At 64.7% G+C, this 416-nt stretch carries 1 pseudogene; it reads left to right on the plus strand.

Annotated elements, in window-relative coordinates:
- Positions 1 to 416, plus strand: a pseudogene (locus AC5ZG1_RS44525) (aminotransferase); the annotation flags it as partial.

Here is a 416-nt window from a genome sequence, read left to right on the forward strand (position 1 = left end):
TGTCGGTTCCCTTCGAACTCATGGAAGCCGCCATCCTCAAGGCGGCCGGCGCGGATGTCGCCGCCCCGTCGGCATCAGCATGGCTGCCTTTGCTGCCCGATATCGATCCGGCTGCGATCGCCTATGTCGATCTTGGCGTACGAAGTGCGCATTTTTCCGCAGGCAACTGGCTGGACGCCGATATGGACTGGCGGCTGCTTGCCCGGGCTGCAACCGAAAACGGCACGGCGGCGACGCGCTATGGTGAATATCGGCTTTCCCGCGCTGCCCTCGGAAACACCGCGGCACAGGCGACCTTCGCCCTGCATGTCGACATCTGCCTTGCCGCAGGAAGCGCGGTCGCGGCGCCCTTTGCCGGCCGTATCGGCTGGAAGGACCAGCATCTGACGCTGACGGACGACAGCATGACCCTGCAT

The organism is Bradyrhizobium sp. Leo78 (assembly GCF_059512425.1).